The 24753-nt window shown below is 60.9% G+C and carries 22 protein-coding genes and 4 tRNA genes; 13 read left to right on the top strand and 13 right to left on the bottom strand.

Going from position 1 to position 24753, the window contains the following annotated elements; genetic code table 11:
* Position 1: 1 nt before the first annotated feature.
* From LPA36_RS04440 to LPA36_RS04425, 4 genes are all read left to right on the top strand, one after another.
* Positions 2 to 1327 (top strand): DUF1254 domain-containing protein, encoded by a 1326-nt coding sequence (locus LPA36_RS04440; protein WP_228874938.1) that lies wholly within the window; start codon positions 2 to 4, stop codon positions 1325 to 1327.
* 18 nt (positions 1328 to 1345) lie between these two features.
* Positions 1346 to 2878, top strand: coding sequence for a DUF1254 domain-containing protein (locus LPA36_RS04435; protein WP_228874937.1), 1533 nt, complete (start codon positions 1346 to 1348; stop codon positions 2876 to 2878).
* 368 nt (positions 2879 to 3246) lie between these two features.
* On the top strand, positions 3247 to 4938 hold the full coding sequence (locus LPA36_RS04430; RefSeq protein ID WP_228874936.1) for an ABC-F family ATP-binding cassette domain-containing protein: 1692 nt from the start codon (positions 3247 to 3249) through the stop codon (positions 4936 to 4938).
* 787 nt (positions 4939 to 5725) lie between these two features.
* Entirely contained in the window at positions 5726 to 5992 is a 267-nt protein-coding gene (locus LPA36_RS04425; protein WP_228874935.1) for a hypothetical protein, read from the top strand.
* A 175-nt stretch (positions 5993 to 6167) separates the two neighbouring features.
* Here LPA36_RS04425 and LPA36_RS04420 read toward each other — a convergent pair.
* From LPA36_RS04420 to rph, 4 genes are all read right to left on the bottom strand, one after another.
* Positions 6168 to 6257, bottom strand: a tRNA-Ser gene (locus LPA36_RS04420).
* Between the two features lie 53 nt (positions 6258 to 6310).
* Positions 6311 to 7549 (bottom strand): radical SAM family heme chaperone HemW, encoded by a 1239-nt coding sequence (gene hemW, locus LPA36_RS04415; protein WP_228874934.1) that lies wholly within the window; start codon positions 7547 to 7549, stop codon positions 6311 to 6313.
* Positions 7546 to 8187, bottom strand: a complete 642-nt coding sequence (gene rdgB, locus LPA36_RS04410; RefSeq protein ID WP_228874933.1) for an RdgB/HAM1 family non-canonical purine NTP pyrophosphatase — start codon at positions 8185 to 8187, stop codon at positions 7546 to 7548. The genes hemW and rdgB overlap by 4 nt, the downstream gene beginning before the upstream one ends.
* Positions 8180 to 8920 (bottom strand): ribonuclease PH, encoded by a 741-nt coding sequence (rph, locus tag LPA36_RS04405; protein ID WP_228874932.1) that lies wholly within the window; start codon positions 8918 to 8920, stop codon positions 8180 to 8182. Before rph ends, rdgB begins: the two co-directional genes overlap by 8 nt.
* 226 nt (positions 8921 to 9146) lie before the next feature.
* Between rph and LPA36_RS04400 the strand changes: the two genes are divergently transcribed.
* From LPA36_RS04400 to LPA36_RS04380, 5 genes are all read left to right on the top strand, one after another.
* Complete coding sequence (locus tag LPA36_RS04400; RefSeq protein ID WP_228875610.1) at positions 9147 to 10070, top strand: YicC/YloC family endoribonuclease; 924 nt, start codon at positions 9147 to 9149, stop codon at positions 10068 to 10070.
* A gap of 7 nt (positions 10071 to 10077) precedes the next feature.
* Entirely contained in the window at positions 10078 to 10761 is a 684-nt protein-coding gene (gmk, locus tag LPA36_RS04395; protein WP_228874931.1) for a guanylate kinase, read from the top strand.
* Positions 10762 to 10820: 59 nt separating this feature from the next.
* On the top strand, positions 10821 to 11024 hold the full coding sequence (gene rpoZ / locus LPA36_RS04390) for a DNA-directed RNA polymerase subunit omega (protein WP_006025620.1): 204 nt from the start codon (positions 10821 to 10823) through the stop codon (positions 11022 to 11024).
* Between the two features lie 90 nt (positions 11025 to 11114).
* Positions 11115 to 13496 carry a RelA/SpoT family protein gene (locus LPA36_RS04385; protein ID WP_228874930.1) on the top strand — a complete coding sequence of 794 codons (2382 nt, stop codon included), beginning with the start codon at positions 11115 to 11117 and terminating at the stop codon, positions 13494 to 13496.
* Positions 13497 to 13703: 207 nt separating this feature from the next.
* Positions 13704 to 14195: a phage protein NinX family protein gene (locus LPA36_RS04380; RefSeq protein WP_228874929.1), complete on the top strand. Its 492-nt coding sequence runs from the start codon at positions 13704 to 13706 to the stop codon at positions 14193 to 14195.
* Positions 14196 to 14246: 51 nt separating this feature from the next.
* On the opposite strand, the gene LPA36_RS04375 is transcribed toward LPA36_RS04380, so the two are convergent.
* Together LPA36_RS04375 and LPA36_RS04370 are read right to left on the bottom strand one after the other, a co-directional pair.
* Positions 14247 to 14323, bottom strand: a tRNA-Arg gene (locus LPA36_RS04375).
* A 104-nt stretch (positions 14324 to 14427) separates the two neighbouring features.
* Positions 14428 to 14504 (bottom strand) — tRNA-Arg (locus LPA36_RS04370).
* 115 nt (positions 14505 to 14619) lie between these two features.
* Between LPA36_RS04370 and greB the strand changes: the two genes are divergently transcribed.
* On the top strand, positions 14620 to 15189 hold the full coding sequence (gene greB, locus LPA36_RS04365; RefSeq protein WP_228874928.1) for a transcription elongation factor GreB: 570 nt from the start codon (positions 14620 to 14622) through the stop codon (positions 15187 to 15189).
* 147 nt (positions 15190 to 15336) lie between these two features.
* Here greB and LPA36_RS04360 read toward each other — a convergent pair whose 3' ends face one another.
* Entirely contained in the window at positions 15337 to 16482 is a 1146-nt protein-coding gene (locus LPA36_RS04360; protein ID WP_228874927.1) for a porin, read from the bottom strand.
* Between the two features lie 531 nt (positions 16483 to 17013).
* On the bottom strand, positions 17014 to 17265 hold the full coding sequence (locus LPA36_RS04355; protein WP_228874926.1) for a hypothetical protein: 252 nt from the start codon (positions 17263 to 17265) through the stop codon (positions 17014 to 17016).
* 373 nt (positions 17266 to 17638) lie between these two features.
* Here LPA36_RS04355 and LPA36_RS04350 point away from each other — a divergent pair, with 373 nt between their 5' ends.
* Both LPA36_RS04350 and LPA36_RS04345 read left to right on the top strand, forming a co-directional pair.
* Positions 17639 to 17842, top strand: coding sequence for a cold-shock protein (locus LPA36_RS04350; RefSeq protein WP_228874925.1), 204 nt, complete (start codon positions 17639 to 17641; stop codon positions 17840 to 17842).
* A 345-nt stretch (positions 17843 to 18187) separates the two neighbouring features.
* Entirely contained in the window at positions 18188 to 19351 is a 1164-nt protein-coding gene (locus LPA36_RS04345) for an exonuclease domain-containing protein (RefSeq protein ID WP_228874924.1), read from the top strand.
* A gap of 8 nt (positions 19352 to 19359) precedes the next feature.
* On the opposite strand, the gene LPA36_RS04340 is transcribed toward LPA36_RS04345, so the two are convergent.
* From LPA36_RS04340 to LPA36_RS04330, 3 genes are all read right to left on the bottom strand, one after another.
* Complete coding sequence (locus LPA36_RS04340; protein WP_228874923.1) at positions 19360 to 19956, bottom strand: chorismate mutase; 597 nt, start codon at positions 19954 to 19956, stop codon at positions 19360 to 19362.
* A gap of 255 nt (positions 19957 to 20211) precedes the next feature.
* Positions 20212 to 20361 (bottom strand): hypothetical protein, encoded by a 150-nt coding sequence (locus tag LPA36_RS04335; protein ID WP_228874922.1) that lies wholly within the window; start codon positions 20359 to 20361, stop codon positions 20212 to 20214.
* A 570-nt stretch (positions 20362 to 20931) separates the two neighbouring features.
* Positions 20932 to 22071 (bottom strand): aldo/keto reductase, encoded by a 1140-nt coding sequence (locus tag LPA36_RS04330; RefSeq protein ID WP_228874921.1) that lies wholly within the window; start codon positions 22069 to 22071, stop codon positions 20932 to 20934.
* Between the two features lie 148 nt (positions 22072 to 22219).
* Here LPA36_RS04330 and LPA36_RS04325 point away from each other — a divergent pair, with 148 nt between their 5' ends.
* Positions 22220 to 23134 (top strand): LysR family transcriptional regulator, encoded by a 915-nt coding sequence (locus tag LPA36_RS04325; protein ID WP_228874920.1) that lies wholly within the window; start codon positions 22220 to 22222, stop codon positions 23132 to 23134.
* Between the two features lie 270 nt (positions 23135 to 23404).
* Here LPA36_RS04325 and LPA36_RS04320 read toward each other — a convergent pair.
* Positions 23405 to 23480, bottom strand: a tRNA-Thr gene (locus LPA36_RS04320).
* 63 nt (positions 23481 to 23543) lie between these two features.
* Positions 23544 to 24560 (bottom strand): class 1 fructose-bisphosphatase, encoded by a 1017-nt coding sequence (locus tag LPA36_RS04315; protein ID WP_228874919.1) that lies wholly within the window; start codon positions 24558 to 24560, stop codon positions 23544 to 23546.
* Positions 24561 to 24753 lie beyond the last annotated feature (193 nt).

The raw sequence follows: 24753 nt of genomic DNA, 5'->3' as shown, positions 1-24753 counted from the left end.
CATGACGAAAGACTACGTGGCCACAGTTGGGCGCATGGCGTATCTCTGGGGCTGGCCGCTGATCAACGCACGTCACCGGCGCGCGACATTCAACAAGTCGCCGGAGCCCGGTCGGCTCGGCGGCATCCTGCCTGTCGCGCCAACTGGCTACATCACGATGCTGACGGACTACATTGCGCCTGAGGAGCGCTTCGTCACCTGCCCGAATCAGGACGTGGTATACGGCTTCGGCTTTGCGGCCGTGGATAAGGATCCGGTCATCATTCAGGTGCCGGATTTCGGCAAACGGTTTTGGGTGTATGCCTTCTATGATGCGCGCAGCAATAGTTTCGGCGGCCTCGGTAAGCAATACGGGACCCGGCCGGGGATCTACATGGTGGTCGGCCCGAACTGGAAGGGCACCATTCCCGAAGGCATCACCAGGGTGTTCCATTCGCCGACGGATCTGATCGGCATGGCGCCCCGCATCTTCATGGACGATACCGACGAGGATCGCAAGGCAATACAGCCTGTACTCGACAGGATCATGATCTATCCGCTCAGCAAATACACGGGCAAGGCACAGACCAAGGACTGGGCGAAGGTGCCTACGTTCCCCGCCCCGGCGCAGCAGGGCGAAGGCGAGACAAAATGGGTTGACCCGGAAACATTCTTTGACGAGTTGCCCGACGTCCTGCGCGAAGTGCCGCCGTTGCCGGGCGAAGAAGCGCTGTACGCGCAGATGAAGTCGGTTCTGGATGCGGCGGCGAAAGACCCCGCCATCAAGGAAGAGCTGAAGCAGGTCGCCGTCGATGCCGAGAAGAATCTCGTCGGGCCGCTCTTCCAGTTCAGTAACAACGGTATTCCGGTGCGCAATGGCTGGACGACGGCACCCAACGGAGGACGTTTCGGATACGACTACGCGACGCGCACGGCGGTTTCGCGTTCGAACATGTACGTCAATCGCCCCGAAGAGACGCGATACTTTTACCTGGATGTCGACGGCAACGGCGGCCGGCTCAACGGTGCGAACCACTATACGGTGACCTATAAGAAGCTGCCGCCAGTCAACGGCTTCTGGTCGCTTACGGTCTATAACGAGCATCACCTTTTCGAACCCAATTCGCTTAACCGCTATTCGCTTGGCACGAAGAACAAGAATCTGAAGTACAACGCCGACGGCTCACTGACCCTTTACGTGCAGAATGAGTCGCCTGGTCCAGACAAGGAATCGAACTGGATACCGGCACCGAAAGGCGACTTTTCGCTGTATCAGCGTACCTACTGGCCCAAAGCAGAAGTACTGGAAGGCAAGTGGACGCCGCCCGCAGCCGAGAAGGTCAACTAATCCGCGCCCGGAGAAATCATGCCGAAGAAATCTGCAAGTTGGCACACGCTGATTGCACTGCTCGTCGCGTCAACGTTTCCAGTTCTTTCGTACGCGCAGACGAGCCGTTTCGACGCGCTCGCGAATAGCGCTTTTGTCCAGGGTCGTCCGACGCCGGAGACGGCCAGCGCTCTGACAGACGAACTGCTGTTCCAGCGAGCGACGCAGACCTATCTGTGGGCCATGCCACTGCTTAACACCATGGGTATGCGCGACGGCTTCGCGCAGGCCTACGGCACGGGCTACAGTACGATGGCGATCTGGGCCAAACGGCTGGATGCGAAAACCCTCATCACCACGCCGAACTCTGATCTAATTTACGGGATGTCGTTCGTCAATCTTGCCGATACGGGACCGCTGGTGTTCGAAGCGCCGCCGAAGCTGCAGGGGATTCTCCTCGATATGTGGCAACGTCCGATTCCCGGGCCACAGATCAACGGCACTGCGTATTTTGGCGACGTTGGCCTGCCTGGGCCAGACGGTGGGGCGGGCGGCAAGTTCCTGATCCTTCCGCCCGGTTATTCGGGCGAGGTGCCTTCGGGCTACTACGTGTACCGTTCGGGGACCAACAACATTTTCATTTTCCTGCGCTCGTTCTATCAGTCGCTGGACAACATCACTCCGGCAGTCGATTTGCTCAAGCAATCCGCTATATATCCACTGGGCAAGAAGGACTCTGCGGAAAAGATGAAATTCTTCGATGCATCGGGTTCGCCGCACAACATGCTGCCGCGAAGCGACGCGAGCGCCTTCAAGGATCTCAAGTATCTGGTGGATACGGAAGGCAGCAATCTCGCCGATCCTGATTGGATGGGCATGCTCGCCGGCCTCGGCATCACGAAAGACAAACCGTTCGAACCGGACCCCCACGCCCGGAAGATTTTGGACGATGCCGCGAAGACAGGCTACAAGACGAGTCGTGTGATTGGCCTGCAAGGCGACAATGACATTCGCGTGTACAAGGACCGGCAATGGGTGAACCCGGTCAACAACGTCTCGTCGCGTTGGCCGAACGCCGTCAACGATCTGGGCTTCACGTCAAATAGCGGTGGCTATCGCGATCTGGATGCGCGAGTCTGGTTCTTTACCGATTACTACTCGATCAGTCCAGGCATGGTGTCCATGACGCCCGGCAAGGGCGCGTTTTACATGATCGCGTTTAACGATGACGCAGGTCGACCACTTGTGGGTGGACAAACCTATAAGGTGACGTTGCCGCCGGACATTCCCGCCGCCCTGTTCTGGTCGGTCACGCTGTATGACGCCTCGAATGCGTCCGGACTCGCTAACGGGCAACCGTTCCCGTCGCTCGGCAAGCTCAATCATCCCAAACAGAACGCGGATCAAAGCACGACGCTGTACATTGGCCCGAAAGCGCCAAAAGGTGAGGAAGGCAACTGGCTCGCCACCGAGCCCGGGCGCGGCTTCTTCGCGATTCTGCGTCTTTACGCGCCGACGCAACCCGCGATCGACGGGAGCTGGAAGCCGGGTGATATTGAGAGGATAAAGTAGGACGCGCGGACTTCTCAGCTTTGGCGAGTTGCGTCTGGAGCCGCAACTCGCAATGCGCTCGACGCTTTGTCGAGGCACGTGGTGTCAGCGACGGGGCGGACGGAGTTCGCTTGCGTGGCGTGGATGCGGTTGAAACCGTGCAAATCCGGAAGCCGATGCTCGCCGTCTGAACGGGTTCGAATCCGCCCTCCATAACCGGTCATTCGCAAACGTAGGCCGACGGGGCGTTAGTGGCCGATTGTCGCCCGACACGGTCGGCCAGAGCCGACCCTGAGCGGACGATTAGCTGAATCGCAAGAATGGCCGCTTACGATTACATCGCTGGCCGTGGTGAGAGAATGTCGCTGTCACTACACTCGGGACAAACCATGACGCATATCAGAGGCGAAGCCCTCGGGGTATTGACGCTTGCGCCTTCCGCTTTCGCCCACGGCCTCCCGCCGGCCACCGCAGGTTTCTCGATCTCTCTGCGTCAGGTCACAGTGACGTTACCGGACGGCAGGACACTGCTGCATGAACTGAACGAAACCTTCCAGCGCGAACGGACCGGGTTGCTGGGTCGAAACGGCACTGGCAAGAGCGTGCTGGCGAGCGTGTTAGTGGGCTTGGTTAAGCCTGACGCTGGGCAGATCGCGCGCCATGGCATGGTCGCCTACGTGCCTCAGGAAATTGTCCCTGGAAAAGGGGCGACAGTCGCAGATGTCGCCGGATTGACACCGATACTCAATGCGCTAGATCGGATGGAGGGAGGTGAGCCCTGTCCTGGCGACTTCGATTTGCTGGACGGACGGTGGAACATCCGTTCCAGCCTGGAGCAAGCGCTAACGGAAAGCGGATTGGCACACCTGCAGCCACAAGTTCTGGCAGGCTCGCTGAGTGGCGGCGAACTCACCCGGGTCGCGTTAATCGGAGCGTTTCTGTCCGAAGCCGAAGGTCTGGTACTGGACGAACCCACCAACCATCTGGATTGCACCGCGCGACAGTGGCTGCGTGACAAGTTACTGCGATGGACAGGCGGTCTGATTCTTGTCAGTCACGATCGGGATTTACTCGACATGATGGAACGTATCGTAGAACTGAACCCGGGCGGGATTCGTAATTACGGCGGCAACTACGCGCTCTACGTCACTCAACGCAGCGCCGAAGCGTCGGCTGCTCAGGCGTCGCTTGAGCGCGCACGCACGGAGCGAAATGCTGCTGAGCGCGCGCTGCGCCGTCAACACAACGCGCAGCAACGTCGCGCCGCACACCAGGCTAAAGGTGCAAAGAACGCGAACTTGCCTGGCATTGCCTTGGGTCGTCGCAAGGATGGCGCTGAGGCGTTTGCGGGCCGGGAGCGACTTCGCCAGCATGAAGCGCAGGTCAAACTCGACGAGGCCGTTCATCAGGCCGCACGTGGCGTGGAGCCGGACAAAGCGGTCGCTCTCGTACTGCCAGCAACTGCCATTGCCGCAGGAAAGCGCGTTATCCATCTGGAAGACGCCGTTGCACCTTTTCCGGTAAACAGCCCTCCTCTTACGATGACGCTGACCGGGCCCGTCCGCGTCGCCGTGACGGGTCCAAACGGCTGTGGCAAGACAACGCTACTAAAGATGTTGGCCGGCAGCATCGCTCCGGTCTCGGGTGTCTGCCAGACCGGCGTGCGTAGCGCATGGCTCGATCAGCAAGCGACAAGGCTGTTACCACCGCGACGGTCGGTTCTTGAACGTCTACACGAGTTGAAATCGCCGCTGCCGGACGGGGTGTTGCGCAGCCACCTTTCATTGCTGGGCTTGAACTCCGACCTTCTCCACTTGCCATCCGCTGCGTTGAGCGGTGGTGAGCGACTCAAGGGCGCGCTTGCGTGCGTCTTGTGGAGCAACGAGCCAGCGCAGCTTTTGTTACTAGATGAACCGACCAATCACGTCGATCTGGAATCCATTGACGCGATAGAGCAGGCGCTGGGCAATTACCCCGGAGCGTTGGTCCTTGTGTCTCACGACATACATTTTCTTCGGTCGCTTCGACTAACTCACAGGCTAGAGTCAGATGGAAAGCAGTGGCAATTGATAGCAATGTGAAAGGCGGTGCGGTCCTGACACTCTCGGCTCGCATAACGGTTCAGGTCGGCAGCGGCCTTAAAATCTGAAGCCTAGGAACGCGTAACATCGCGATGCGGCTAAAGTCCGCTGTACGACTCAGATCGGTCTGTCAGCAATCATTCCCGCGTGTCTCTTCCTGGCCGGGTTGAGGCAGTGCTACCGGCAATTTGCTCGCCGGAAACCGGCCATTGAGCGGGGGCGGACGAGACCTTGGCTATTCAAATTGGATAGCGACCTCGACCGGCAGCTCATGGCCGACTACCGCCTGATGCGGTTGGTTCTGACCGGTACTGTTTCTTCCTTCCACTTGCGCTGCCTTCGATTGCAGCTATCCAAGCCGCCCGTCGTCCGGGGCTCGCCAGTACTTTGACGCGCCGGTACACGGGTTTCCGCACTTTGGCTGAAAGGACCTTCCGTGAATGGGCCGCCGAAAATTCGCAGCAGCCGGTTGCAGGCTCGACAATGGCACGGTGCAACACCTGCGTATCTACATCGGTTTGCACGACAGCGCCGCGCCTGCGACTATGCGGGCGGTCTTGCAGGCATCGGCGGAAGCAAGGGCGCGCCGCGCCGCCGCGAGACATCCACTTATGCGAACGGGTGATATATGAAGCTTATGGGATTAAAGGTGCGACGTGTAAAAAGGCACGGTGAGGTTTCCTGCTGTGTCCCTGAACTGGCCGAGTTAATGCGTCAGAGGCGCGAGCTACCCGGCTTCAGGCGCCGTATCCCTGAACTTGCCGCAGTGTGGTGGACTTCGCGTGTCATGGGCAAACATGCCCGCCTGAGTCCGGCGCTCGCGCATGCGCTTGAGGTCGCATGGCATGCCGGGGCGCTGGAGACGCTGAGCTGCGCGATGGGATGGCCCGGCGACGATATCCGGCAGCGTGCCCTATCCCTGCAACGCGAGGCCGCCGACCGGCTCGCGACTCTTCGTGACGAGGAAAGAACTCACTGGGCGGGGCACACGGCGATCAGCGTCGCCAACGCAGAGATCAATCAACGTGGGCGGCTTGGCGGGTTGCATCGCTGACTGCGTCTTCCATAAAGCGGAAGCCGAGAAGTTCGGATTGACCAGAGTAGAGCAGCTATTGACCGGCGGAAATCAATAGGTCATGGGCGCGGCATGCACGCCGTACTCTGAAGTGTGGGTGAGAGTATGGGAGTTTTTGAAGATCTCCCGAAAACCATTGTCGGGCGGAGCCTGTTGGCGGAGGCGGTGAGATTCGAACTCACGGAAGGATTGCTCCTTCGCCGGTTTTCAAGACCGGTGCCTTAAACCGCTCGGCCACACCTCCAGGACGCGAATTGTAACCCGAAATCGGCTCGCGACGGCCACTGGCGCCGGCAATCAGCGCCCGTCTTTCAGAAACAGCGCCTGCAGATCATTGAGGAAGTTCTGCCCGCGCACGGTCGGCGCAATCTTCTCGTGATCGCGCACGATCAGGCCTCGCTTCTCGGCTTCCTGCAACGCTGGTTCGATCGACGTCATCGAAAGACCTGTGCGTTCCACGAACCGATGCACCGGAAAACCCTCCACCAGACGCAGCGCGTTCAGCATGAATTCGAACGGCAGATCGCGCGGGCCGACTTCGGTCTCTTCCTGCACCGGTGCGCCGGCTTTCGCCTGCTCGATGAACGTAGCCGGATGCTTGTAGCGGGCCTGACGCAGCACACGGTTCGGAAACGACAGCTTCGTGTGTGCGCCCGCGCCGATGCCGAGATAGTCGCCGAAGCGCCAGTAGTTCAGGTTGTGTTTGCTCTGCCGGTGCGGCTTCGCGTACGCCGACACTTCGTAGCGTTCGTAACCGGCCGCCGTCGTGCGCTCGTGAATCCAGTCCTGCATGTCGGCGGATTGATCGTCGTCGGGCAACGGTGGCGGAAACTTTGCGAACAGCGTGTTCGGTTCGAGCGTCAGGTGATACAGCGACAGATGCGGTGGTGCGAACGACAGCGCCGTTTCGATGTCAGCCTGACATTCGGCGAGCGTCTGCTGCGGCAGCGCGAACATCAGGTCGAGGTTGAAGTTGTCGAAGGTGGCGGCGGCGACTTCCACTGCGCGACGCGCCTCCGTCGAATCGTGAATCCGGCCGAGCGCCTTCAGATGCGCCTCGTTGAAACTCTGGATGCCGACCGACAGCCGGTTCACGCCGCTCGCGCGGAACTGCGCGAATTTGGCGGCTTCGAACGTGCCGGGATTTGCTTCGAGCGTGATCTCGGCATCCGCGTCGAGCGGCAGCAGCGCGCGCACGTCCGACAGCAGCCGGTCAAGCCCGGCCGCCGACAGCAGGCTCGGCGTGCCGCCGCCGATAAACACCGTATGCACCTGGCGACCCCAGACGAGCGGCAACGCCAGTTCAAGGTCAGTGCGCAACGCATCGAGGTATTCGTTCTCGGGGAACGTATCGCCTTTCCACTCGTGGGAGTTGAAATCGCAATACGGGCATTTGCGTACGCACCACGGGAAATGCACATAGAGCGCGAGCGGCGGCAACGACGTCAGACGGATGCCGCCCGGCGCCGTGAACGCCTTGACGACGTTGACACCGATTCCGCCGATGCCGCCACCCGTGCTGGACGCCGCGCTCATGCCGCCTCCGACAGACGCGCAAGCAGGCGCCGCAACGCGATCGCGCGATGGCTCGTCGCGTTTTTGACCGCGGGCTCGAGTTCCGCGGCGGTCGCACCCAGCGTCGGCAGATAGAAGTACGGGTCGTAGCCGAAGCCGTTCGCACCGCGCGGCGCGTCGAGCACCTCGCCATGCCAGCGACCTTCGGCGATGAGCGGCTCCGGGTCGTCGGCGTGACGCACAAGCGCGAGCACGCAGTAGTAGTAGGCGCGCCTGTCGCTCTGGCCCGCAAGTTGTTCGACGAGATACGCGTTGTTCGCCGCATCGCTTTTTTCGCCGCCCGCGCGTTGCGCATAGCGCGCCGAATACACGCCCGGCGCGCCGCGCAACGCGACGACACACAGACCGGAATCGTCGGCGAGTGCGGGCAGCCCGGTGATTTTCGCTGCGTGCCGCGCTTTCGTGAGCGCGTTTTCGACGAACGTCGGATGCGGTTCCTCGGCTTCCGGCACGTTCAGGCGCCCCTGCGGAATCAGCTCGATGCCGACGGTTTCAAAGAGTGCAGCGAATTCGCGCAGCTTGCCCGCATTGTTCGACGCAAGTACAACCTGCTTCAGTGACGAAGCGATCGTACCGGCGCCTGTTTCCCGATCATTCACCCTTCGACTCCAGCGCTTCCTTCTGTTTCGCGATCAGCGTCTCGATGCCGCTTTGCGCGAGATCGAGCAGCGCGTTCATTTCATCGCGCGAAAACGGTACGCCTTCGGCGGTGCCCTGAATTTCGACGAAGCCGCCGTCGCCGGTCATCACGACGTTCATGTCGGTGTCGCATTGCGAGTCTTCGTCGTAATCGAGGTCGAGCACCGGCAGACCGTCGAACACGCCGACCGAAATCGCCGCGACGTAATCCGTGATCGGCGACGTTTCGATGCGGCCGGTCGCGAGCAGCTTCGCGACGGCGTCATGCGCGGCGACAAACGCGCCGGTGATGCTCGCCGTGCGCGTGCCGCCGTCGGCCTGGATCACGTCGCAGTCGATGTGCAGCGTGCGCGCCCCGAGCTTCTCCAGATCGAACACCGAACGCAGCGCGCGGCCGATCAGGCGCTGGATTTCCTGGGTGCGGCCTGTCTGCTTGCCGCGCGCGGCTTCGCGGTCGCTGCGCGTGTGCGTGGCGCGCGGCAGCATGCCGTATTCGGCGGTGAGCCAGCCCTGTCCACGGTCGCGCAGGAAGCCCGGCACGGTTTCAGCGATGCTCGCCGTGCAGATCACCTTGGTGTCGCCGAATTCGACCAGAACGGAGCCTTCTGCGTGCTTCGTGTAATGACGCGTGATGCGCACGTCGCGCAGCTGGTCGGCGGGGCGGCCGCTGGGACGTTTTGTGGAATGTGTCATGGTCGGGAGCCGGGGAAAGGAATAGAGGAGGGGAAACCGGGATTTTACCGCCGATCGGCGCGGCGGGCCCGGGCGAACCGGTCGCGCGTGGACGAAGCGTTGCCGCCAAAGATGGGATAATGCGCGTTCTTCGCCCCGCGTCTCGTACACGCCGGGCGGCTCGAATCCTCAGGTCTGTCTGCCGGCATGAGCGCCGGCAGACAGACCGCCCTTCGCGAGACGAATGATGATCTACAGCATGACTGGCTATGCGAGCGCCACGCGCGAACTCGCAGCGGCTTCAGGTACAGGCGGCGTGAGCGTCTCGGTCGAGCTGCGCACCGTGAATTCGCGCTTTCTCGACCTCAACTTCCGCATGCCGGAAGATGTGCGCGTCTGCGAACCGACGTTGCGCGAAATGCTGATGAACAAGCTTTCGCGCGGCAAGGTCGATATCCGTATCAACCTGCAGCGCAGCGAGCAGTCGGCGAACGCGGGTTCGGTGAGCCGCGAGACACTCGACCAGCTCGCGCTGCTCGAGCGTGCGGTGCTCGGCGTATTTCCGGAAGCCGGCCGTCTGCGCACGGGCGAAATCCTGCGCTGGCCGGGCGTGCTCGCCGAAAGCGGCGTGGCGCCGGAAACGCTGCGCGACGCGGTACTCGCCTGCGGCAAGCAGGCCATCGCCGACCTGATTGACGTGCGTGCCCGCGAAGGTGCGCAACTCGCGACGATGCTGATTGCGAACGTCACCGAAATGGAAGCGATCGTCACGAAGATCACGCCGCTCGTGCCGGAACTGATCACGAAGCACCAGCAAAAAATCGTCGAGCGGCTGCAGGAAGCGCTCGGTATCGCGGCGCCGGACGGCGCGGCCACGATCGTCTCGCGCGAGGAAATCGCCGAGCGTATCCGCCAGGAAGTGACGATCTACGGCATCCGCATCGACATCGCCGAAGAGCTCACACGTCTCACCGCGCATCTGAACGAAACGCGTCATGTGATCGAGAAGGGCGGCAAGGTCGGCAAGCGTCTCGACTTCATGATGCAGGAACTGAATCGCGAAGCGAACACGTTGGGATCGAAGGCGGCCGCGAAGGAACTGGCCGATTCGTCGATGACGCTGAAGCTCCTGATCGAGCAGATGCGCGAACAAGTACAAAACCTGGAGTGACACGCCCATGACTGGCCAGACACGCGAAGGCAACGCGCCGCGCAACCCTTACGCCGGCGCTTATCCGGGCAACCTGTTCATGGTCGTGGCGCCGTCGGGCGCGGGCAAATCGACGCTCGTGAACGCGCTGCTCGCGAAAGATCCGCAGATCCGTCTGTCGATTTCCTACACGACGCGCCCGCCGCGTCCGAAGGAACAGGACGGTCAGCACTATCACTTCACGTCGGTCGATGACTTCCTGTCGCGTCACGCGCAGGGCGAGTTTCTCGAAAGCGCCGAAGTGCACGGCAACTACTACGCAACCTCGCGCGTGTGGATCGAGGAACAGATGAAAAGCGGCCACGACGTGCTGCTCGAAATCGACTGGCAAGGCGCGCAGCAGGTGAAAAAGCAGTTCCACAATGCCGTTGAAATCTTCATTCTGCCGCCTTCGCTCGATGCGCTCGAAGAGCGTCTGAAGAAGCGCGGCCAGGACGAGCCGAACGTGATTACGCGGCGTCTCCTCGCAGCGGGTAGCGAGATGGCGCATGCTGCCGAAGCCGAATACGTCGTGATCAACGAGAACTTCGATCGCGCACTTGCCGAGCTGCAATGCCTCGTCGCGGCGACGCGTTCACGCTTCGCTTCGCAGTACGCGCGCCACACCCAGCTTTTCGTGCAACTCGGCATTCATTTGCCGCACGGCGGCTAACGGCGGGGTTTCCGGCACATAAGGTAGAATAAGCAACATACTGAGAAGGAATTTCCAACATGGCCCGCATTACCGTCGAAGACTGTCTGAAACAGATCCCGAACCGTTTCGAACTGGCGCTTGCCGCAACCTATCGCGCGCGTCAGCTCGCACAAGGCCACACGCCGAAGATCGAAAGCCGCGACAAGCCCACCGTTGTCGCGCTGCGCGAAATCGCGGCTGGTCAGGTCGGCGTCGAAATGCTGAAGAAGGTGCCGGTTTAAGGCGCTTCATCTGCATTCGATTGCTGAATTATTGAATCAACGCGTGCAGACCGGCTTGTCGCCAGCACGTATTCCGGCACGGAGGCGAACATGAGCACGACCCCATCGCCTGCCGCATCGGAAGCGGAGCACGATTCCCACGACAACGCCCAGGAAGGCGATTCGCCTTCTACTGCACGCCGCTACATCGACGCGGTCCTCGAACAGTCGTTTCGCCATCTGTTCGGGCCGACCGCCACGCCGGAGCAGCCGCGCCGGCACGACGTCGTTTCGATCGCGAAGCTGACGTCGGCGCTCGCCGAATTCATCACGCCGGAAGAGATCAAGGACGTCAAGGCGGCCTTTCATTTCAGCGATGAGGCCCATCTCGGCCAGTATCGTCAAAGCGGCGAACCCTATATCACGCATCCAGTCGCCGTCGCGGAAATCTGCGCCGGCTGGAAGCTCGACGCCCAGTCGATCATGGCGGCGCTCCTGCATGACGTGATGGAAGACCAGGGCGTGACCAAGGCGGAACTCGCCGAGCGCTTCGGCGCGAAGGTCGCCGAACTGGTCGACGGGTTGTCAAAGCTCGACAAGATGGAATTTCGCAATCGCGAAGAGGCGCAGGCGGAAAACTTCCGCAAAATGCTGCTCGCAATGGCGCGTGACGTGCGCGTGATTCTCGTCAAGCTGGCAGACCGCCTGCACAACATGCGCACGCTGGGCGCGGTGCCGCACGAAAAGCGTCGCCGCGTGGCGCGCGAAACGCTCGATATTTACGCGCCGATCGCGCACCGGCTGGGCCTGAACAATACATATCGCGAGCTGCAGGACCTGAGCTTCGCGAATTTCAACCCGCATCGCTACGCCACGCTCGAAAAGGCTGTGAAGGCGGCGCGCGGCAATCGTCGCGAAGTGGTCGGCAAGATCATGGAGTCGGTGCAGCGCGCGATCGCCGACGCAAAGCTCCTTGCCGAGGTCACCGGCCGCGAAAAGACCATCTTCAGCATCTACAAGAAGATGCGCGACAAGCAGCTGTCGTTCTCGCAGGTGCTGGACGTGTACGGCTTCCGCGTGGTCGTCGAGAGCGCGCTGGAGTGCTACACCTGCATTGGCGCGCTGCATGCGCTCTACAAGCCGGTGCCGGGCAAGTTCAAGGATTACATCGCGATTCCGAAGGTCAATGGCTATCAGTCGCTGCACACCACGCTCGTCGGCCCGTTCGGCGCGCCGATCGAGTTCCAGGTGCGCACGCGCAAGATGCACGAGATCGCGGAAGCGGGCGTCGCCGCGCACTGGCTGTACAAGAACGGCAGCGCCGATCTCAACGATGTGCAAAAGCGCGCGCACCAGTGGCTGAAGTCGCTGCTCGATATCCAGAGCGAAGCCGGCGATTCGAGCGAATTCCTCGAGCACGTGAAGATCGACCTGTTCCCGGACGCGGTCTACGTGTTCACACCGAAGTCGAAGATCATGGCGTTGCCGCGCGGCGCCACGGCGCTCGACTTCGCGTATTCGATCCACAGCGATCTGGGCAACCAGTGCGTCGCGGTAAAGATCAACAACGAACTGCTGCCGCTGCGCACCGAGCTGAAAAGCGGCGATATCGTCGAAGTCATTACCGCGCCGTATTCGAAGCCGAATCCCGCGTGGCTCGGTTTCGTGCGGACGGGCAAGGCGCGTTCGGCGATCCGTCACTACCTGAAGACGATGCGCCTGAACGAGTCGGTGCAGCTGGGTGAGCGTCTGGTCGATCAGGCGCTGAAGGGCTATGGTTTTGCGCTGTCGGACGTGACACCGGAGGTCTGGGAAAAGCTGGTGCTGTGGACGGGCAACAAGAATCGCCAGGAGATTTTCGCGGACATCGGTCTTGGTCGGCGCGTCGCAGCCGTCATGGCGAAGCGCATCGAAGTGCTGATGAGCGGCCGCGACGCCGACGACGACGGCACGCGCCACGATTCCGGCGGCTCGCATGCGCCGCCGGTGGTGATCACGGGCACCGAAGGCATGTCGGTGCAGTTGTCGGCGTGCTGCCGCCCGATTCCGGGCGACGACATCATGGGCTACATCGGCATCGGCCTCGGCATGGCGATCCACACCACCGATTGTCGCGTCGCGCAGCGTATTCACCGCCGCGATCCGGGCCGCTGGATCGACGTTGCGTGGGCGCCGCAGCCTGGGCGTCTCTTCGACGTCGCGATCAAGGTGCTGGTGAAGAATACGAAGGGCGTGTTCGCCCGCGTCGCCGCCGACATTACCTCGGCCGATGCGAATATCGTTCACATCGCGATGGACGAGGACCTCTCACAGGAATCCACTGTCCTGCGCTTCGTCATCCAGGTCAGCGACCGGGTGCACCTCGCCAACGTCATGCGCCGGGTGCGTACGAACCCGGACGTCATGCGCATCGCGCGCGAGCGTCCGAGCGAAGAAGGCCATCATCGTCACGACGGCGGCATGCGGATCGACCGCGAACGCGGGGACTACTGACGGCTTCATCCACGTCCGGGTTGGACCCGCGCGTAGTTGCGGCCGTGTCAGCGTCTGCGGCAGGTACGGCAAATGCGTCTTTCATCCATTATCTGAATCAGGGTCGTCACGCTTTGAGACGGCTTCGGTCGCGTACCTGTCGTGCCGCGATTTGAAGTTTTGACGTGCGCGACGGTCGTCCCATTCTCGCAGCGAAAAGGTAAGCCGATGAACGTTGCCGATCTGACCGATGTCGCGCTCGATTATTGGGTGGCGCGAAGCCTCTACGACTTTGTCCGCGAAATCCATTTCACCGACGGCGGCCGCACGGTAGCGATCCGCGGCACCGATCGTGGCCGTCCGTGGGACGGACGGTTCACGCCGTCGGGTTCGTGGGAGGCGGCTGCGCTCGTGCTCGATCGCGCACGGAGGCTGGAAATCGTCGCGGGCGCGCACGGGACCGACGCACACTGCGTCGCCGATTTCGAGGGCGGATTGCGAGCGGTGGAAGGGCGCGGGGAATCGACGCGGATCGCGTTGCTGCGGGCGTTCGTCGCGAGCCGCTTCGGCGATACGGTCGCCGACGGCATGTTGCGTGAGCCTCAGGCCCTGATGGGGGCGATTGCCGAGGTGATTGGCGAAGCGTCAGCGCAGCCCTCGCCGGAAGACGTGCCGACACCGAACGGCCGCATCGGTGACATCCAGTCGGCGCCGCGCTGATTCCCTCGGCACAAAAAGCAAAGGGCCTTCCGACGGAAGGCCCTTTATAGGTGGTGCGGCTGGCAGGATTCGAACCCACGACCCCTTGGTTCGTAGCCAAGTACTCTATCCAACTGAGCTACAGCCGCACGCGAAACAGGTAATGCTTGCACTCAGACGCTTTGCCGTACAAAAACCAGACGAAACGCCGGTGAAACAAAAGGGCCTTCCCGGAGGAAGGCCCTCGAATAAGTGGTGCGGCTGGCAGGATTCGAACCCACGACCCCTTGGTTCGTAGCCAAGTACTCTATCCAACTGAGCTACAGCCGCACGCAGAAACGAGATTATAGCAAAGCCTCGAAAAAAGGGAAGCCACAAACGCCAATTTGTCTCATTATCCTTGTTATGTATCTTGATGGACGGGGCCTCGCCCCCTCGAAGCACCATGAACAAAGCCTTTGTCAAAGAGTCGACCGACGATCAGGACGACGACGCCGATGTCGCCCAGCCCGAGATTCCCGCGGGCGCGAAGAATTACATCACGCCCGCCGGCTACCGGCGGTTGCGTGACGAACTGCTGCATCTGATCGACGAGGCGCGTCCGGAAGTCGTGAAGCTGGTTTCGTGGGCGGCGTCGAACGGCGACCGCTCCGAAAACGGCGATTACATCTACGGCAAACGACGTCTGCGCGAAATTGACCGACGCATCCGTTTTCTGACAAAGCGGCTCGATCTGGCGGAAGTCGTCGACAGCAGCCGGCAGGAAAGCGTCGACCAGGTATTTTTCGGCGCGAGCGTCGATTACGGCACCGTAGATGGCGAAACGCACACGGTGACAATCGTCGGCGTGGATGAGGTGAACCTGGACATCGGGCACGTAAGCTGGGTGTCGCCCATCGCGCGCGCGCTCCTGAAAGCACGGATCGGCGACGAGGTCACGTTGCACACGCCTGCCGGTCCGGAACCCATCGATGTGCTCGACGTCCGCTATCCGCCGCCCGATACGGGCGGTTAGGGCTTAAACCTGGATGCGGTTACTGTCGTCGGAAAGCAGGCGAGGAGCACTTCCCTTACAGCTATTGCGGGTCGGTACGTGCGCTGAGATCAATAAAAAAGGCGCCGCAAGCGGCGCCTTTCAATACTGCAGATACTGACTTGAAGCTTAGAAGCGGTGACGCAGACCAGCCGTCACAGCAATTTGCTTGTTGTTGCTCGAAGCGGCCAGGCCGTTGATGACTGCATTGACCGGCGCGCCGTCGTTGACTTCCTGGTATTCGCCTTGCAGGTACACGTCCGTGCGCTTCGACAGCGCGTAGGCGGTTTGCAGGTTGAACTGGTTCCAGTGCGGGCTCGTGCCTTCCAGGTTGCCACGCGTATACGTGTACGAACCAGCGATGCTCAGAGCCGGCGTCAGCGCGTAGCGTGCGTTCGCTTCGAAGTTCTGGAAGCGTGCGCTGTCGCCGTTCGTGGCGATGCCGCCCGTCACGCCCGATGCGCCTGCGCCGATGCCGGCCAGACCGTTCAGGTTCGTTTGCGAGTACACGAGGCCAGCCGTTGCCGCGCCGAACGTGTAGCTTGCACCTGCGCCCCACGTTTGCTGACGCGCTGCGAAGAACGTGTTGTCGCTCGACACCGCGCCACCTGCGTTGAACGCTGCAGCCGCGCCCGTTGCGCCGTTGCTGTTCAGTTGCAGGTAAGCCGCGCCGACGTTCAGGCCGCCGTAGTTATACGATGCGCCCGCGCTGTATGCACGGTTGTTCGCAAAGCCGTCTGCCTGGTTCGAGAAGCCATACAACGCGCCGAACTTGAAGCCGCCGTAAGCCGCGCTCTGGTACTTGACCGAGTTGTTCACGCGGAACGAGTTGTTCAGGTTGTCGTTGTCGAACGGGTGGGCGAACTGCGTGCCGCCGTATTGCGTGCCGGTCAGCGCCAGCGGGCCGACGTAGTCAACCATGCTGTCGTATTGACGGCCGAGCGTCACGGAACCGAACTGGTTGCTCGACAGGCCGACGAAAGCCTGGCGACCGAATTCACGGCCGCCTTGCTTCAGCGAGCCGTCGTTGATGCCGAAGCCATTTTCCAACGTGAAGATGGCCTTCAGACCGCCGCCCAGATCTTCCGCACCGCGCAGGCCCCAACGGCTGCCGTTCACCGAGCCGCTCGTTTCCTGCCAGTTGCTGTGACCGTTCTGATTATTGGTATAAGTGATGCCAGCATCGATCAGGCCGTACAGTGTGACGCTGCTTTGTGCATGAGCGGCAGTAGCGAACACGCCCGACAGGGCCGCGACCATGAGTGTCTTTTTCATCTTTGTAGCTCCGAGAACAGGATGGGTTTTCGAAAAACCCAGGCTTCAAGGAAACAATCACGCAACGCTGCGAGAGGCGGAATGCACGTGAAAACGCGCGATACAACAAGCGCGTTTGTTTCCGGGACAGACAAAGTGTAAGTAGGTGCGTTGTGATGCGCTCATTCCGAAATGCACAATAAAGTATTACTGGATCGGAAATGATAATTAGCCCCGGCTGAAGCCTTGCTGGTAAAGGCTTGAGTGGGTTTTTGACGTTACACGGGAGGGCGTGTCAACCTTTGGACGTTGTTCAATTACGACAGCAAAAGTGGCACAAAAACGACAATGATTGGCCAGAATTGCAATTGTTGTCGTTTTAGAAATGGTTGATTGTTGTTATTGCGGCTAATTGGCTTTCATGGCGGCGCTATACTAAACTTTCTGCTTTTCGAAGCAGACTTTTTCGTTGATGAAAAAGATCTCCAAACCTTTGTCGGCGCGGCTTTCCAGCCGCGCTCTTTTTTTGTCCCGCCGTTCTGTCATTCCTTCCTAGCCAGCGCCGGTTGCCACCGGATCCGGCTCGTCGAACCCGAAGTTGTCTGGCACGCTCCAATCTTCCATGACGTAACGACGTGCGTCCATAGGGGAAGACAGCAGGTTCTGCCAGTGATCGCCGTGCCACATCGGGTCGAGCGCAAAGGCCGAAGAACTGGCCGTTTCCATGGGGATGGCCGCCTGTATCGAAGACGGTCGCGAATGAAAAAGCCGGGTGGCCAGTCGTCCGAGTTCCTTTAAAAACATGGCGATCTCCCGTTGCTCGCTGCGTACATCCGATCGTGAAGTGAATGCGTTACATGAACAACCCGGATAAACACTTACCAAATACACCATATGTTACATAACGGCAATTATTCCCGAATTTAAATTCAGTAAATCTTTAAGATGTAATAATGACCTCGAGCTTTAAAGATGCGTTTTGTATCAGGCGACCGTGTCATTCTGGCTTTGCATTCCTGCTGCTAAACAACTACCGGAATATCTCTTGACGGATTCTCATCGTTCCCCGTATAACGGCAAGGCTGAATTCCGGAGCCCGATGTGTGCCTGGCAGGCCCATGGAGTTGGCATAAAGGGCATTGCCCGTTTTACTTAAAATCTTGAAGGAAACTGGAATATGGAAACCGGTATCGTCAAATGGTTCAACGATGCTAAAGGCTTTGGATTCATCACGGCTGATTCGGGTGGCGAAGATCTTTTCGCGCATTTTTCGGAAATCCGCTCGGAAGGATTCAAGTCGCTGAAAGAAAATCAGCGCGTGTCGTTTGAGGTGAAGACCGGGCCGAAGGGCAAGCAGGCTGCAAACATCCAGCCGCTGTAAGCCTCGGCGCACGCCTCGGTACGCCGCGCGCAGACGCCGCGGTGACCTCTGGAGCCCTCGCATCTGTCGGGGGCTTTTTTACGTCCGCGAATGATGTCCTGTATGGTCGGATGCGGCAGAACATGAGGTTCCTCAATTAGCGAGGGCGCGCCATGTTGGTTAATGATAAAACCGCATTTTTGTCCGATCGGTTTATAGATTCCCAATAGAAATATCGAATACTAAAAAGCGTGCTGGCGCGCCCCGTTTTAATGCCCGGCCGCGCGATAAAAATTTCCCCGTGCAATCCTGCTGATCTGCCAAGTGGTGCATACTTGCGCGAAGTCACGCCTACAACGCCTTCCCATGCCTGAACAGTATCTGGCGGCTTCCGCCATCGACGTACCCATTGTCTTTGTCGACCTCGAAACCACCGGTGGGTCTGTCGGCGAGCATCGGATTACCGAAGTCGGCGTCGTCGAAGTGGGGCCGCAAGGTGTTTCGCGCTGGAGCACGCTGCTCGATCCGCAGCAGCCCATTCCGCCCTTCATCCAGCAGCTCACCGGCATTACGGATGCGATGGTGCGTGGCGCGCCGACGTTCGAGTCGATCGCGCCCGCGCTGTTCGAGCACCTGAAGGGCAAGCTTTTTGTCGCGCATAACGCCAGTTTCGATCGCGGCTTCCTGCGCGGCGAGTTCGCGCGGGTGGGGCTGACGTTCAATCCAGACGTGCTTTGCACGGTGCGGCTCTCGCGCGCCCTGTTTCCGGCCGAGAAGCGCCATGGCCTCGATGCACTGGTTCAGCGTCACGCGCTCGTGCCGTCCGATCGCCATCGTGCACTGGCGGACGCCGATCTGCTCTGGCAATTCTGGCAGCGTCTGCACAACCTCGTGCCAGTCGACGCACTGCGCACGCAGATCGAGCGCACTACGCGTTATTTCCAGCTTGCCGGCGATATCACCGAAGATCTGCTCGACACCGCACCCGCCGGTTGCGGCGTCTACGTGTTCTACGGCGAAGATGATCTGCCGCTTTACGTTGGCCGGAGTGTGCGTGTCCGTCAGCGGGTGCGGGCGCATCTCACGGCTGAACGGCGTTCGGCGAAGGATGTCCGTCTCGCGCAGCTGGTTCGGCGCGTCGAATGGCGTGCGACGGGCGGCGAGCTTGGCGCGTTGCTCGCCGAGGCGCAATGGATCGCGACGCTGCGACCGCGGCATAACCGGGCACCTCGCGTCGGCCGGAACGATCCCATCGATGCGCCCTGGCCGTTCACCGGGCCCATCGTCTTCGAGGAACGCGACGCGCAATCGCAGGCCTCGGCGTTTCATGTGATCGACCGCTGGCGGTATCTCGGCGGTGCGGCGACGCGGAAAGAGGCCGCCTTACTCGTCGTGCCCGGCGTTGCGAGTGCGTTCGAACTGTCGACGTACCGCATCCTCCAGACGCATCTCGACCGCGGCCTCGCGGTTTCGCTGCTGGGCACAGCCGCGTCAGCGCCGCTCGCCGCAAGCGATGCCGCCACGGTCTAGCGGCCGTTTCAACCCGTCGCGCCGACGCCGCCCGATTCGCACACGTGCGAGAGCGCGTGCGTGAGCGCGCTCGAATGCGCGGCGTCGTAGCGCGTCAATGACTTCCAGTTTGCAATGCCCTGCGCGACCCGCGACGGACAGTCCGGCGCGCCGCGTAGCGGCTGAACTCGCGCAAGGCCGGCCATCATCGACTGGGTCAGGCGGTCCACTTGCGGGCGCGTGCTGGTGGCGAGGTCTGGCGCGGCGCCAGCGGGCGGCTGGCCATTGCGCCATGCTTCGAACAAGGCGTTCTGCACATCTTTACTGGCATCGATCTGATCGCGGAAGAACGCCTGCGCGAAGGCGGGATCGACATTCGCCGCCATCGCGCGCTTCGCGACATCCTGTAGCAGCGCGTTTTCGCGCGGCGTGTCGGTAATCGGCTGGTGCGTGGCCCACTTGTAGCGCGCAACCGGCTCCGCAAGTGCAAGACGTTGCGACGCAAGCGCGATGAGATTGGTGAGCGCCGTGTCGTCGCCATCGGCGGAGGCGGGAAGCGGGGCGACGGCAAACGTGGCCGCGAGCAGCGTCGCGCAAAGCACGCGAGCGCGTTTTGGAAGTGTCATGAGGAATAGCGGGCCAACAGGCCAGAACGTAAACAGCAGAAGAATAGACCATCAGCGCATCGGTGCGGTCAAGGCGACGCGCGCAACCCTGCACGCCGGGTTCTGCAACCCGGCGCGCATGCAACAATCAGACGGCAGCCGCTTGCGCGAATGCGCGCGGTACGCGGCGCACCCAGGCGCCTGCGCACGACAGCCATCTCCGCGCGGATTGGGCGTAACCCAGCGCGTATCCCGTATTGCCGTGTCTGACCACGCTTACTTCTGGTCGCACGACTTGCGTTGTTCGTCGAAGAATGCGCGAACGTGTTCTGGAAGTTCGGCCCCGAGGAACTCAACGCCTGCCGGTTCCGGATCCGGACTCAACACCTGGTCTGGGGTCGGAATTCTTGGCGGTTTGGTATCCATGATCTTTCTCCTTTACAAACCGATTATCTGCCTCGGTCTTCGTTTTGCACCAGTGCTGCGAAGCGGCAACTCTGGTTTCGCCGTTTCACTGTTGCTTTAACGGCACAGCTCTTCCGGAATTGAACTTGAGTGAATAGAATTTATCGGTTGTCTGCTAATCCTCTCGCTTCAGTCCCGCCCTTACAACCGGTCTCCCCTTGCTTCCCGCCCTTGTTCTGTGCGCCTGCATACATGTGGGCCATCGAAACAGATAACGCTTTTATTGTGCGCTGCAGCGAAAAGACGCTCGACTTCACATTCATGCGAAATACGATCTTGCGTGATCTTTCATTAACGGATCATTAAGGCGTGCCGTTGACGCCCACATATATTTTTCTGTGCCGTTTTTTGTGAATGAGGGCGCATTCGACTTTAAACGATCATTCGTTCGAAAATCAGTTTGCACAAATATCGCTAATATTTTTCGGGCACGCCGACATGCGTCGGGTTTGCGGACGACGCGCGCGTTATCGGGCAGCGACATGGCCGCCGCCCGGTGCGGGCTCGTCGTTTCGTCGCCCCTTTCCTGACCTACGGGGTTTCGACAGGTGTTTTGTCCGGGGCCGGTACGCGAACCGGGCGGTCATAACCCTCAGGCTTGCCGACCACGTCGATCTGACCGTGGATGCGCGCCTGATGTCCGTCGGCGAACATGTAGTACGGAAACGGCCGGGCCGGTTCCGAAACAGCGTCGAGCCGCGCGAGGTGTTCCGGCGCGAGCATGAAATCGAGCGCACCGAGCGATTCCTGCAACTGCTCCGCTTTCGTCGCGCCGACGATGATGCTCGACACGCCGCGCTTCTGATGCAGCCAGTTCAGCGCGACCTGCGCCATCGGGCGGCCGGCCTCGTTCGCGACCGCTTCCAGTTCGGCGACGATACGGAAGTTGCGTTCGGTGAGCTTGTCGAAGCCCGGGGGCGGCGCAGCCGCAAGGCTCGCAAGCCGCCCGTCGCCTGAAAATCCCTTCGTCTGGAACGATGCGGCTTGCGACGGCCGGTATTTGCCCGACAGCACGCCCATGCCAAGCGGACTCCAGGGCACGAGCCCCATGCCGAGATTGGCCGCGAGATCCGCAAACTCGTTTTCCGCATTGCGCTCGATCATCGAGTATTCCAGCTGCATTGCCGCGACCGGTTCGAAGCCGCGCCAGTCGGCGAGCGTTTGTGCGCGTCCTGCGAACCATGCCGGTGTATCCGAGAGCCCGACGTAGCGGATCTTGCCCGCGCGCACGGCGTCATCCATTGCACGCATCACTTCGTCGACGGGCGTCATGCGATCCCACGTGTGCAGGTAGTACAGATCGATGTAATCGGTGCCGAGGCGTTTCAGCGAGCCTTCGAGCGCGCGGATCAGATTCTTTCGATGATTGCCGCCCGCGTTCGGATTGCCGCTTTCGGCGTTGTAGCTGTACTTGGTGGCGATCACGAGGCGTTCGCGCAATCCGCGCTGTGCCGCGAACCGGCCGACCCACTGCTCGCTCGTGCCCTCGGTGTACAGGTCGGCCGTATCGATAAAGTTGCCGCCTGCGTCCACGTACAGATCGAAGAGCCGCTGGGCGGCTTTCTCGTCGGCGCCCCAGCCCCATTCGGTGCCGAACGTCATCGTGCCGAGTGCGATCGGGCTCACGCGCAGGCCGGAGCGACCGAGCAGGGTATAGCGTTGCATCGTCATGAGTTGTCTCCTTGGGAACGTTCAGGTTGCATTCCGCGAAAGCCGGAAGTGCGAAGGCGATGAACGTATCGTGCGCCGAATATTTTTGTGGAAAAATCGGGTCTTTCTGAATGAATTGTGAAGTGATACTTCACAATGGAGCGCAGCCATGGATCCGTCTCATCTGCCCGGGTTAACGGCCTTCGTCGCGGTCGCCCGGCACGGCAGCTTCACCCGCGCGGCAGGCGAAACGGGGGTATCGCCTTCCGCGTTGTCGCAGACCATCCGGGCGCTGGAAACGCAGCTCAACGTGCGGCTCTTCAATCGCACAACACGCCGTGTCGCATTGACGGAGGCGGGCGCGCAGTTTCTGGAGCGCGTGCTTCCCGCGCTCGCGACGCTGGAGGCGGCGTTCGATTCCCTCGATGAAACGCGCAATCATCCGGCGGGCACGTTGCGCATCAATCTGCCGCGCATTGCGAGTGAAATGCTCGTGCAGCCGTATCTCGCGGAATTCACCCGCACTTATCCGCATATCCGGCTGGAGTTGACGCTCGACGATGGTTTCGTCGATCTCGTCGGCGAGGGCTTCGATGCCGGAATTCGTCTGGGCGAACGCGTTGCGCGCGATATGGTTGCCGTGCCGCTGAGCGGCGAGGTGCGTATCGCGGTGGCCGGATCGCCGGCGTATTTCGAGCGCCATCCGAAACCCGCGACGCCCGGGGATCTCGTCGCGCACGATTGCCTGCGCTACCGGTTCTCGACAAGCGGCGGAATGTATCGATGGGAGTTCGCGCAACCGGACGATCCGCGTCGCGTGTTCGAAGTGGAGACGCAGGGGAGCCTCGTCACCAACGATCTGCGCACGATGGTGAAGGCGGCTGAGCAGGGCGTCGGGCTGTTGCATGTGATCGACGGATACGTGCGTGAGCAACTCGAGGATGGCCGGCTGGTGAAAGTGCTGGAGGCGTGGTGTCCTGTGTTTCCCGGCTTCTATCTGTATACGCCGGGCCGCGCGCAGATGCCGCTCAAGGTGCGTGCGCTGATTGATTTCTTTCGGGCTAAGCGGGCGCTGCGGGAGTGATGGTGTGGCGCGTCGTGTCGAGCGCGGTGTTCGTCATTCAGGATTCTTAAACATTGCTACGAGGTATGACGACAAGGATAAGCGCGCTCGCATGGTTCGCTGACGATGCTCGGTGGTGTGTGGACCTATCGTGCGTTGCGCCGTCGTCGATGTCGTTCAGGCGTGACGACAGGGCTCGGGATATCCGTCGACGCCCTCTGCTTGTGTATCAACGGATTCCAGAAAGCAAAAAGCCCAGTCGCAATGACTGGGCTAAGTGCTTGAATCTTATGGTGCCGGAAAGAGGAATCGAACCCCCGACCTTCGCATTACGAATGCGCTGCTCTACCGTCTGAGCTATTCCGGCATCAGAGAAACGAGATTATAGGGACTTCTCCGATACTTTGACAAGCCCCCTCAATCAACTTTTTCAACTTTTTGTTTCATGGTGGTAGCGGGTCACCCGATCGACCTCGTTCTTCGAGCCAAGGAACACCGCCACACGTTCGTGCAGGCTCTTCGGCATCACGTCGAGAATGCGTTTCTCGCCGTTCGTCGCGGCGCCGCCCGCCTGTTCGACGATGAACGCCATCGGGTTCGCTTCGTACATCAGGCGGAGCTTGCCGGGCTTGTCCGGCGTCCGCTTGTCGGCGGGGTACATGAAGATGCCGCCGCGGTTCAGGATACGGTGAACGTCCGCGACCATCGATGCGATCCAGCGCATGTTGAAGTCCTGCTGGCGCGGGCCGTCGGAGCCCGCGTTCAACTCACCGATGTATTGCTGGACCGGCGCATGCCAGTGGCGCGCATTCGATGCGTTGATCGCGTATTCGCGCGTTTCGACCGGAATGCGCATGTCGCTTTGCGTGAGCACCCACGAGCCGAGTTCGCGATCGAGCGTGAAGCAGTTCACGCCATTGCCGGTTGTCAGCACGAGCACGGTTTGCGGACCGTACACGGCATAACCCGCGGCGACCTGCTGCGAACCGGGCTGCAGGAACGACTGTTCGGTCGGCTGCTGGCCGTCCGGGCAGCGCAGCACCGAGAAGATCGTGCCGATCGAGACGTTCACGTCGATGTTCGACGAGCCGTCGAGCGGATCGAACACCAGCAGGTATTCGCCCTTCGGATAGTTGCTCGGGATCGGGAAGAACGTTTCCATTTCCTCCGATGCCATCGCGGCCAGGTTGCCGCCCCATTCGTTCGCATCGAGCAGGATTTCGTTCGACAGGATGTCGAGGTTCTTCTGCACTTCGCCCTGCACGTTTTCACTGCCAGCGGTGCCGAGCGCTTCGCCCAGCGCGCCCTTGCTGACGTGATAGCTGATCGACTTGCATGCCCGCGCAACGACTTCGATCAGGAGGCGCAGATCGGCAGGCAGGTTATTGTTTTCGCGTTGCTGCTCGATCAGGTACTTCGTAAGAGTGGTACGGCGTTGCAAAGACATTGCTTACTCCGGAGAGGCGAAGGAATGCGCTGATTTTACCCGCTTGCACCCGCGTGCCTCGCGTTTTGAGATGGCGTGCGTGCTTTTCGCATCACAGCAGTTCGCGCTGTAGCGGGTCGCAACGCCCGTTTCCCGCAAGATGAAGATGAATTGAGCGGCGTAAGGCCGTTTTGAGCGCGCGGGCAACGAGGAG

It is taken from the genome of Paraburkholderia saeva, from assembly GCF_907164555.1.
In the GTDB taxonomy this organism is placed as follows: Bacteria; Pseudomonadota; Gammaproteobacteria; order Burkholderiales; family Burkholderiaceae; genus Paraburkholderia; species Paraburkholderia saeva.
This window is presented reverse-complemented; position numbering and strand designations above follow the sequence as displayed.